At 36.3% G+C, this 12,322-nt stretch carries 5 protein-coding genes; all 5 read left to right on the plus strand.

Annotated features, from left to right (window positions below; all coding sequences use genetic code 11):
- Nucleotides 1–4 precede the first annotated feature (4 nt).
- Nucleotides 5–2,323: a glycoside hydrolase family 20 protein gene (locus ABDW27_RS17670; protein WP_343697087.1), complete on the plus strand. Its 2,319-nt coding sequence runs from the start codon at nt 5–7 to the stop codon at nt 2,321–2,323.
- A 233-nt stretch (nt 2,324–2,556) separates the two neighbouring features.
- Complete coding sequence (locus ABDW27_RS17675; protein WP_343697088.1) at nt 2,557–4,041, plus strand: alpha-L-fucosidase; 1,485 nt, start codon at nt 2,557–2,559, stop codon at nt 4,039–4,041.
- A gap of 4 nt (nt 4,042–4,045) precedes the next feature.
- Nucleotides 4,046–6,289, plus strand: a complete 2,244-nt coding sequence (locus tag ABDW27_RS17680; RefSeq protein WP_343697089.1) for a GH92 family glycosyl hydrolase — start codon at nt 4,046–4,048, stop codon at nt 6,287–6,289.
- Nucleotides 6,290–6,303: 14 nt separating this feature from the next.
- Nucleotides 6,304–8,964, plus strand: a complete 2,661-nt coding sequence (locus tag ABDW27_RS17685; RefSeq protein ID WP_343697090.1) for a glycoside hydrolase family 3 N-terminal domain-containing protein — start codon at nt 6,304–6,306, stop codon at nt 8,962–8,964.
- Between the two features lie 263 nt (nt 8,965–9,227).
- Nucleotides 9,228–12,314 (plus strand): SusC/RagA family TonB-linked outer membrane protein, encoded by a 3,087-nt coding sequence (locus ABDW27_RS17690; RefSeq protein ID WP_343697091.1) that lies wholly within the window; start codon nt 9,228–9,230, stop codon nt 12,312–12,314.
- Nucleotides 12,315–12,322 lie beyond the last annotated feature (8 nt).

Genomic DNA, 12,322 nt, shown 5'->3' on the forward strand with positions numbered 1-12,322 from the left:
AATTATGAGAACATTAAAACCCTTATTCGTCTTAATCTTCTTAACTGTTTTAAGTTCGGGTTATTGCCAAAAAGTATTTACTGAAAAAGACATACAGGTAATTCCAAAACCAAAACAGCTGGTAATTTTACCGGGCTCTTTTGAGTTTTCTAAAAATACTGTTTTTGTCGCCAATACTGATTTTCAAAAAGAAATTTCAAATGCTTTGGCCAGCAAATTTGAAACCGCTGCAGGCTGGCGTCCTGTTTTAGGAGTAAAAGCACCACAGAGTAATTTTGTTCAGTTTAAAACAGATCCTAATCTGGGTAAAGAAGCTTATAAATTAGAAGTAACGAATAATTCGGTTACGATTACAGCCAAAGCAAATGCCGGTTTTATTTACGCATTAGAAACCATCAGACAACTGCTTCCGGTGGCTATTGAAAGCAACTATGTAGTTTCATCTGCAAAATGGCAGATTCCGAATGTGACGATTAACGACGAACCTCGTTTTAAATGGAGAGGTTTAATGCTCGATTTATCCCGTCATTTTTTTGATAAAAATTATATTCTGGCCACAATCGATCGTTTGGCGATGCACAAAATGAACGTACTGCACTTACATTTAGTAGACGATCAGGGATGGAGAATCGAAATTAAAAAATACCCAAAACTAACAGAAGTCGGAGCCTGGAGAGTGGATCAGGAAAATGTTTCATGGAACGCCAGATTAACTACAAATCCTGACGAAAAAGGAACTTACGGCGGATTTTTAACTCAAGAAGAATTAAAAGAAATCGTAAAATATGCGGCATCAAAAAACATCGAAATAATTCCTGAAATCGAAATGCCGGCACACGTAAGCAGTGCGATTGCATCGTATCCGGAACTGGCTTGTTTTGATCAGCGTATTGGCGTTCCGTCTGGCGGAGTTTGGCCAATTACAGACATTTATTGTGCAGGAAAAGAAACGACGTTTGAATTTCTTCAAAATGTATTAGATGAAGTAATGACTATTTTTCCATCAAAATATATCCATATTGGAGGAGACGAAGCTACGAAAACCAATTGGGCAAAATGTCCTCATTGCCAAAAAAGAATCAAAGATGAGGGTTTAAAAAATGTAGAAGAATTACAAAGTTATTTTGTAAAACGCATTGAAAAGTACATCAATTCTAAAGGTAAAAAAGTTATCGGTTGGGACGAAATTCTTGAAGGAGGTTTAGCCCCGGAAGCTACTGTAATGAGCTGGAGAGGAACAAAAGGCGGTATCGAAGCGGCAGATCAAGGACATGATGTAATTATGACACCGGAAACGCCTTGTTATTTTAACTTTTATCAGGGCCCGCAAAACGAAGAACCTTTAGCTTTTGATGCCTATAATCCGTTAAGTGAAGTGTATAAATTCGATCCTGTAGTTTCAACCATGTCACCTCAGGAAGCGTCGCATGTATTGGGCGGACAGGCCAATTTATGGGCAGAGCATTTAGCATTGCCAAAAGATTCTGAATATATGATTTTCCCTAGACTGGCTGCTTTATCTGAAACTTTATGGAGTACAAAAGAAAGCCGGAACTGGAATGATTTTTCAACGCGATTATTTTCACAATTCAAGCGTTACGATTATTTAGGAATTAACTATGCTAAAAGTGCTTATTTAGTAACCGCTTCTTCTACAGCAGATTTGGCTAATAAACAAATCAAAGTCGAATTGAAAAATGAATTTCCAAACCCGGATATCCGTTATGTTTTGGGAGATAAAAATATCGATCATCACGCTGTAAAATATACTGGTCCAATTGAATTTAAAGAAACTACGATATTAAAAGCTTCTTTATTTCAGGACGATAAACCAGTAGGAAAAACTTTTACTGATACGATTATTTTTCACAAAGCTTTTTCGCAAAAAGTAAAATATCTAACGCCTTATAATCAAAATTATAAAGGTGATGCCAATACAATGGTCAATACGATTAGAGGAAGTAAAAATTTCCATGACGGACAATGGCTGGCGTGGCTTGTAAATGATATGGAGTTGGTTATTGATTTTGAAAAACCAGAAAGTGTAGAGCAGGTAATTGTTGGAACTCTTGAAAGTCAGGGAGCAGGAGTTAATTTTCCGGTAGAAGTAAAAGTACTAGTTTCAAATGACGGAATTAAATACAAACAGGTTGGAAAAATAACACGTCCGTATGCAGTAAATGCAGTTCCGGAACTAAAAGATTTTAAAATTAATTTTCAGAAACAAAATACACGTTTTGTCAAAGTAATAGCAGGGAACTTAAAGAAAAGTCCAAAAGGAGAAAGTTCATGGATATTTGTAGATGAGATTTTAGTGAACTAAAATTATTACACACAATCTTGTCATTTCGACGAAGGAGAAATCTGCACAAGTAGCTCGACAAAGATTGAAGAGTTACAATGAGGAGTTTCTTGCGCAGATTTCTCCTTCGTCGAAATGACAAAAAATGAGGAGAAACTTTGATAAATTAAGGTAGCAAGAGCGCTTTTTGTCAATAATTTAAATGTGTGATTAAAAATAAAAAACAAACAACAAAAACTATAAATAGAATAAAAATGAAAAGAGGAATATTCATAATCGCGTTATTATTTTCGGTTCAAATATTTTCGCAGGCCATTTATGAAGATGAGCGTTATGTACCAGAAACAGACCCATTAGTATTGAAAAACCTGGAACAATGGCAGGGCAAAAAATTTGGATTATTAATGCACTGGGGAACATACAGCCAATGGGGAATTGTAGAATCATGGTCGATATGTCCGGAAGATTATGGATGGTGCGAACGTAAAAAAGGAAGCAATCCGGCAAGTTATAATCAATATGTAAAAGATTATGAAGGTTTAAAAAAGACTTTTAATCCAACAAAATTTGATCCCGTAAAATGGGCAAAAGCCGCAAAAGCCGCCGGAATGAAATACATGGTTTTTACCACCAAACACCATGACGGATTTAATATGTACGACACGAAATATTCTGATTATAAAATCACAGATAAAGACTGTCCTTTCAGTACAAATCCAAAAGCAGATGTTTTAAAAGAAGTTTTTAATGCTTTTAGAGCCGAAAACATTTCAACCGGAGCTTATTTCTCAAAACCAGACTGGCATAACGAAAATTACTGGGATCCGTATTTTCCTCCTTTCGACAGAAACGTAAATTACGACCCATCATTATATCCTGAAAAATGGCAGAAATATGTTGATTTTACACACAACCAGATTTTAGAAATTTTGACTAACTACGGAAAAGTAGATATTTTATGGCTTGACGGAGGCTGGGTTAGAAAAAGAGATCAGGTAAACATCAAAGAAAACTACGATGAGAAATTTGCAGAAAACGAATCTAAAAACGGTTTCATCAAACACAGAGTAGTAGATCAGGATCCTAAAATGGATGAATTGGTTGCAAAAGCACGTCAGAAACAACCAGGATTAATTGTAGTAGACAGAGCAGTTCACGGTAAAAACCAAAACTACTTAACTCCAGAAGGCCGCGTTCCTGCAAAAACATTGCCTTATCCTTGGGAATCTTGCATTACTTCTGGCGGCGGATGGTCATATACACCAGATGCAAAATACATGACCGGAAGGCAAGGTATTCACATGTTAGTTGACATTGTAGCAAAAGGCGGAAACTTATTACTGAATGTTGCCCCAAGTCCGGAAGGAGAGTGGCAGCAGGGAGCTTACGATTTATTACAAGCTTACGCTGACTGGATGAAAGTAAACAGTGTAGCCATTTATGATACAAAACCAATCGAACCTTTTAAAGAAGATAATATCTGTTTTACACAAAACAAAGCCGGAAATGTATTTGCCTTTTATTTAGCAAAAGACGGAGAAGATAAAATTCCTGCCGAAGTTACAGTAAAATCGATCAGTCCTAAAAAAGGAACAAAAATTACCATGTTAGGTTCCAAAACTTCTTTAAAATGGACCAAAGAAGGAAATGGATTTAAAGTTGTAATTCCGGAAAGTTTACGAAATAATTTACCTGCAAAAGAAGCATGGACTTTAAAAATTGAGGCTATTAACAGATAAAAATATGTTATCAATACCAAAAATAATATCAAAAACAGCATGTAGTTTTTACATGCTGTTTTTTAGCATCATAATTTCTGCTCAAACACCGGCAGATTATGTTAATCCGTTTATAGGAACGTCTAATTACGGAGCGGCTTTTCCCGGACCAATTGCACCACGCGGAATGGCAAGTATAAGTCCGTTTAATGTGGCCGGAGTAAAAAATACACCAATGGAAAAAGACAGTCAATGGCTTTCAAATCCTTATGTAAACGAAAATACTTTTTTAACCGGATTCAGTCAGGTTAATTTAAGTGGTGTAGGCTGTCCGGAATTAGGTGTTATCTTATTAATGCCAACAACAGGAGAAGTTCAAATCGATCATTTAAAATATGGATCGACTTATTCTAATGAAGTGGCAAAAGCCGGGTACTATAGTGTAGATATCAACAAGTATAAAGTAAAAGGCGAATTTACAGCATCCAGAAGAGTTGGAGTAAGCAAATTCAATTTCCCGAAAGGGCAATCCAATATTTTATTAAATCTGGGATTAGGATTAACCAATGAAGAAGGAGCAATGATAAAAGTGGTTTCTTCGACAGAAATTGAAGGAATGCGCACTGTGGGTTCATTCTGTTACAACAGTCCGGAAGATGCTTATCCGGTTTATTTTGTGGCTAAATTTTCAAAACCAGCCGATAAATTCGGAGTTTGGAAAAAAACTCCCAAATATAAAGGAACTGAAGCGCAATGGATGGGTTACAACGGAAAAGCCAGAATGATGGAGAATACAATTAAAACCGTTGTAGGCGATAGTATTGGAAGTTATTTTACCTATAAATTCGATAAAGCCGAAAGTGTTGAAGTTAAAATCGGGATTTCGTATGTAAGTATAGAAAATGCTCGCGAAAACTTAGAAAAAGAAACCGGAAACAAATCGTTTGATGCGATTTACAAAGATACATACGATGAATGGAACCAGGAACTTTCGAAAGTTTTGGTTGAAGGCGGATCAAACGACGATAAAACAATTTTTTATACCGCACTTTATCACACTTTAATTCATCCCAATGTTTTAAATGATGTCAACGGAGAATATCCGAAGATAAAAAGAACGAAGGTGGGTAAAACTGATGATACACGATACACCGTATTTTCGTTATGGGATACGTACCGGAATATGCATCCGTTAACCTCTTTGGTGTATCCAAAACAGCAGTCTGATATGATAAAAAGCATGCTGGAAATGTATGATGAAAACGGCTGGCTGCCAAAATGGGAATTAAATTCAACAGAAACATTTACAATGGTAGGAGATCCGGCAAGTATTGTTATTGTAGATGCCTGTTTAAAAGGAATTCAGGATTTTGACTTTTACAAAGCTTATTATGCTATGTTGAAAGGAGCAGATCAAACAGAACATAATCCGCTGCGTCCGGGACTGAAAGAATATATAGAAAAAGGCTATTTATCGACCAATTATCCGGGACCTGTTTCTACAACGCTCGAATATAACACTTCAGATTATGCAATTTCGCTTTTGGCTAAAGCTTTGGGTGAAAAAGAAGATTACAAACGTTTTGCTAAACGTTCATTATCCTACCGAAAATTATACGATAAAGATCTAAAATTACTTCGACCAAGAACAGCTAACGGAAAATGGTACGAACCTTTTGATCCATTAGCAGGCTCTAATTTTGAGGCAAATGTTGGTTTTATCGAAGGAAATGCGTGGCAGTATGCTTTTATGGTGCCGCATGATATGAAAGGATATATAGAATTAATGGGCGGCGAAAAAGCTTTCTCAGATCAACTGCAAAAAGTTTTTGATATCAAACAATTTGACATGGCAAACGAACCTGATATTGCGTATCCCTATTTATTCAATTATGTAAAAGGAGAAGAATGGAAGAGTCAGGAAATGGTAAAAAAACTAGTGAAAGAATATTTCCTAAACCAGCCAAAAGGATTACCGGGAAATGACGATACAGGAACAATGTCGGCCTGGTTAGTGTACTCCATGATGGGAATTTATCCAATATCTCCGGGAGATCCAATTTACACCATTACAACGCCAATGTTTGATAAAGTAACAATCAAATTAGACTCAAGATATTATAAAAAAGAAAGTATTGTCATTGAAAGAGAAATCAACAATGACGGAAAAATAAAAGCAATCCAAATAGATGGAAAACCACTAAACAGCTACTTTATTTCACACGATGCTTTTGTGAATGGAGGAACACTGAAAGTGATTCAAAATTAAAAACTCTCACAACTATGTTACAACTTAAGATCAAAAAAACAGCCATTATTTTTGTAATGGCTGTAGGTTTTTTTAATCAAACCTATGCTCAGAAAAAATACCCGTATCAAGACCCGAAACTACCGGTAGAAGATAGGGTGAAAGACTTGTTAAACCGCATGTCTCTTGAAGAAAAAGTGCGCCAGATGGATATGTATAAAGGCGAATTTTTTAAAGAAAAAGAAGATTTTTCGAAATCAAAATCAGATGCTAAAATTGGAAATTTAGGAATAGGAGCAATTCATGATATTTATCCTCGTTCGGCAAAAATGATTAATGATCTGCAAAGCGAAATCATCAAAAAAAATAAATGGGGAATTCCGGCACTTATTATGTGCGAGATGCTCCATGGTTATTTAGACGAAGGAAGTACGACTTTTCCAATGAATATTGGTCTTGGAGCAACCTGGGACACTAATGTAATGGACAAAGTGGGGAAAGTTATCGCTATGGAAGCAAGATCACACGGAGTTCATTTTGGGTTAGGTCCGAATTTAGATTTAGGCCGTGAACCACGCTGGGGCCGTGTTGCTGAAACTTTTGGTGAAGACGCTTATTTAAACAGCGAAATTGGACTGGCAATGATAAAAGGAATGCAGGGGAATGATTTAAAATCAGATCGTTCGATTATTGCAGAACCAAAACATTTTGCCGTACACGGTATTCCGCAGGCGGGAGGAAATTCTTCGCCAATTTTAGTGGGAGAAAGATCAGCACGAGAAGATCATCTTCCATCATTTGAAAAAGCTTTTAGAAAAGGCGGTGCTTTAGGAACCATGTGTGCATATTCTGAATTAGACGGAATTCCTTGCGCAGCGAATCATTGGTTATTAACGGATGTTTTAAGAAAAGAATGGGGTTTTAAAGGAATTGTAGTTTCAGATTTAGGTGCTATAAAATATCTTCAGGTAACACATTACGTAACGAGTTCTCCTAAAGAGAGCATTAGAGAAGCAATTGCAGCCGGAGTTGATATGCAGTTTTATGATTTTACAAATGAGTTTTGGCAAAAAACGATTATAGAATTAGTAAACGAGAAGCAGTTAACAATGGAGCAGATTAATCGTGCGGCCGGAGGAGTTTTAAGATTGAAATTTTTATTGGGGTTATTTGAAAATCCATACACAGATAAAAATCTTATTCAGGAGCGTTTTCATACCAAAGAAAATCAGAATGTTGCACTCGAAGCAGCGCAAAAATCCATGGTTTTGTTGAAAAATGACAATAATCTTCTGCCTTTAAGCAAAGACATTAAAAATGTTGCGGTTATCGGGCCAAATGCAAATGCGTCTAGATTAGGAGGATATGCTCCAAAAAATAGTGTAGGAACAACGGTTTATGAAGGTATTCAGCAATTAGTTGGAAAAACAGCTAATGTTGTGTATGAAGAAGGTGTGCCTTTGATTGTAAAAGGACAGATTATTCCATCTAAATATTTATTTACTCCGGATGGTTCTCAAAACGGATTAAAAGGAGAATATTTTAATAACAGAAATGTTGAAGGAACTCCGGCATTAACTCGTATTGACAGTCAATTAGAATTTGACTGGCCTTGGTCTCCGGGCGACGGGGTTACTGATGATGATTTTTCTATCAGATGGACAGGTTACATAAAATCAGATAAAGCATTTGAAGGCTGGTTAGGTTTAAGTTCTGATGACGGAATCAGAATGTGGATTGACGATCAATTGGTAATCGACAACTGGACAAAAGGAGCAACGAGCATGGTAACGACTCCAAAAAACATCGAAGCAGGAAAAAAATACAAAGTCCGCATAGAAATGTGGGAAGGAGGCTGGGGAGCCAGAGCTCACTTACGCTGGAATTTAGAAAAAGTAAACTTACAGCCCGCAATCGAAGCAGCTAAAAAAGCCGATGTTGCCATTGTAGTTTTAGGAGAATCAAATGAATTGGTGGAAGAAAACAGAGATGTAGCTTCATTAGACTTATTTGGAATGCAACAGGAATTGATTGAAGAAATTCAAAAGACAGGAACACCAGTAGTTTGCGTATTGCTAAACGGGCGTCCGCTTTCAACAAACTGGATTGCAGAAAACATTCCAGCAGTTCTTGAAGGATGGTTCCCGGGAGAATTAGGAGGAAGAGCAGTTGCTGATGTTTTATTTGGAGATTATAACCCTGGAGGAAGACTTCCTATAACAGTTCCTAAATCTGTTGGACAATTACCTATATATTATAACCAAAAAAGATCAGCAATTCACAGATACGTTGCTGAGAGTGAACATCCGTTGTACACATTCGGTTACGGCTTAAGTTATACGAAGTTTGAATATTCAAACCTTAAAATCAGCTCTTCGTCGATAAAACCAAACGGAGAATTAAAAGTTTCTGTAGATGTGAAAAACACCGGAGAGAGAGACGGAGATGAGGTTGTACAATTATATATTAAGGATTTGTACAGCAGTACCACAACTCCTGAAAAAACCTTAAAAGGATTCAAAAGACTGAATATTAAAAAAGGTGAAGTAAAAACGGTTGAGTTTACACTTACACCTGATGAGTTATCTATCTGGAACAGAGAAATGAAACGAGTTGTAGAACCGGGAGATTTTGAAGTAATGGTAGGCGGAAATTCTACGGATCTTATTAAAACCAATTTCAAGGTTTTGAACTAAAATCAGTAAAAAGAGATCATATATTTAACGTTTAAGATCATTAAAAAAGAATGTTGTTGAAAAAACGGCAAATCACTTAGATTACTGCGAATAAGGGGTTGGGAATAAAGAGGATAAAGCTTACAATTTAAAACGTTTTCGTATCCCAAAATGATAAATGTATTCCCAACACCTTTTCAAAATTGTCATTTGTCGAAATTATATGTTGTTAACAAAATGTATTCTTAAGTTTAACATGTTATTAACTCAAAAAACAACTAAATATGATCAAGAACGTACTAAAATTACTGTTAGTGATATGCTTATTTGGATTTCAAGGTCTGCAAGCACAAACTACAGTAAAAGGAACGATAACAGATGCTCAAAGCGGAATTCCGATCCCTGGGGCAAATGTTGTTGTTAAAGGAACAAAGACAAGTACCTCATCAGATTTTGATGGTAAGTATTCTATCAGTGTTCCAAATCAATCAGCAGTTTTGGTTTTCTCTTATGTTGGTTCTGCCCCACAAGAAATAGCAGTAGGAAGCCAAACTACGATTAATGCAGCTTTAGGTGCTGCGACACAGCAATTAGGAGAGGTAGTGGTTACAGCTCTTGGTATTAAAAGAGAGAAAAAAGCCATTACGTATTCTGCACAAAACATTGCAGTAGGAGAGCTCTCAGAAGCAAGATCATTAAACGTTGCCAACTCACTTTCAGGTAAAGTCGCGGGTCTTAACTTCTCTACTACTTCAAACGGTGTTGGTTCTGCTTCCAGAATTACATTAAGAGGTAACAGATCTCTTAACGGAAACAACCAGCCTCTTTATGTAGTAGATGGTGTGCCAATTAGTAACGGAACTACAACAACAAACCCTGACATTGATACAGGAGGTACTACTCAGCCAGACGGTATTTCTAACATCAACCCGGAAGACATTGCTTCGATGACCGTTCTTAAAGGGCCATCAGCAGCAGCTCTTTACGGATCAAGAGCGAGTAACGGGGTTATCGTAATTACTACTAAATCTGGAAAAGCAGGAAAAACATCAGTTTCTTTATCATCTAATTTTATGGCATCATCTGCTTACAATTTGATGAACTTACAAAATGAGTATGGTCAGGGAACAAATGGTGCATATGTTGCGAATTCTTCTTCAAGCTGGGGAGGTAAATTAGATGGGAGTCAGGTTTCAAACTGGCAGTTAGTTCGTAACCCAAATTATGCTGGGCCGGCTACACAAAGTTATTCTCCACAACCAAACAACGTTATCGATTTTTACAAAACAGGTTATAATTTAGCCAATACATTAACTGTTACTGCAGGTAACGAAAAAGCACAAGGGTACTTCTCTTACACTAACACCCGTGCTGAAGGTATTGTTGGCGGAAACCAATTAGACAGACACAATCTTAACTTAAGATTGACTAGTAAACTTTCTGATAAATTATCTCTTGATGTAAAAACAAACTACATCGTTCAGGATATCGATAACTTATTAAGAACTGGTGAAGAATCTATCGGAACATCAGCTTATTTATTACCTCGTAGTATCGCATTCAATGATTATAAAAACTTTGAGTATTTTGATGCTGCAGGACAAAGACAATTAAACTATTTTATCGACGAAACTGGATCTCCGGGTGGAAACCCATTCTGGTCTGCTTTAAGAGACGATGCTCGTACAGATAAAAGAAACAGATTTATTGGTTTAGCTTCTCTTAAATATGAGTTCACAAAAACTTTAAGCTTACAAGGTAGAGCTGGTTTAGACCAAATGACAAACAAAAATGTTAGAAACAGATACGCTACTGCAGCTTTCAACAACAATTTAGGTTCATACAGCGAATCGTATGAAACGGTAAGCGAATTCAATGCTGACGTTTTACTTTCTTACAATGAAAAATTTGGAGACTTTTCTGTTGGACTTAATGGTGGTGCAAACGTGCTGCAGCAAAATAGTTCAGCTTTAAACTCTGGAGGTGTTTTAAGTAAAAGAAACTTTTTTGCCCTAAGTAACGTTTCAACAATTACCTCTACATCAACTGCTTCAGAAAAAAGAATTAACTCTGTTTATGCATTTGGACAACTTGGTTTCAGAAACTATTTATTCTTAGACTTAACAGCTAGAAATGACTGGTCTTCTACAATTCCAAAAGATTATTTTTATCCATCTGTAGGTCTTTCAGCAGTAATTTCAGATATGGCTAAATTACCAGAAGTAATCAGCTTTGCAAAAGTAAGAGCTTCTTATGCACAGGTTGGTAACGATACAGATCCTTATCAAACACAACAAAGATTCTCATACATTGGAGGAAACGGTGGTATGTTGTACGGACAAAGCACAAAAGCAAATCCAAACTTAAAACCGGAGATTTCTTCTTCTACAGAATTTGGTGCTGATGTTAGATTCTTCAATAACCGCTTAGGATTAGATTTTACTTATTTCAATTCATTAACAGACAATCAAATTTTCTATATCAATACTCCTGAGTCTTCTGGATATTCAAGAGCGATTGTAAATGGTGGAGATATTCAAAATAAAGGTATCGAGCTTACACTTACAGCAACTCCTATCCAAACAGAAAACTTTAGCTGGGATATTACAGCAAACTACGCTTCTTACAAGTCAAAAGTTAAATCTATTGCTGACGGAAGAGAAGAGTTAGTTTTGGGAGAAGGACGTTTAGTTAGAAGTAAAGTTGTAGTGGGCGGAGAATACGGAGATTTATACATCAAAGGTTTCCAAAGAGATCCTAACGGAAATATTATTGTAAACAGTGCAGGTATTCCATTAGCAACAAACAGTTTTGATGTTCGTGCAGGAAACTTTAATCCAGACTGGACAGGTGGTATCAAAAACAACTTTAAATACAAAGATTTCTCTTTAAGTTTCTTAGTTGATTTTAGAATTGGTGGTGAAGTTATTTCATACACTCAGGCAAGACAAGCAGGTTTAGGGGTAAGTGATATTACTTTAGCAGGAAGAGAAGGTGGAATTGTGGTTAATGGTGTTGTAGCTAACGGAAACGGAACTTATTCTCCAAATACAACAAGCATTACAGCAGAACAATACTGGACAGCAATTGGACAAAGAACACCTATCGCAGAACCTTTTATTTATGATGCTACAAACATCAGATTAAGAGAGCTTGTATTTGGTTATTCATTACCAAAACGTGTATTAGGTAATTCAGGGTTTTCAAGCATCGATTTTTCATTAGTAGGAAGAAATTTATTCTTCTTCGTGAACAAAGCGAAATATTTTGATCCGGAAGCTGGTGCAGGTACAGGAAACTTGCAAGGTATAGAATCTTTCAACATTCCTTCTACGAGAGATTATGGAGTTAATGTGAAATTTGGATTTTAATTAAATAA

Origin of the sequence: Flavobacterium sp. (genome assembly GCF_039595935.1) — a bacterium.
In the GTDB taxonomy this organism is placed as follows: Bacteria; Bacteroidota; Bacteroidia; order Flavobacteriales; family Flavobacteriaceae; genus Flavobacterium.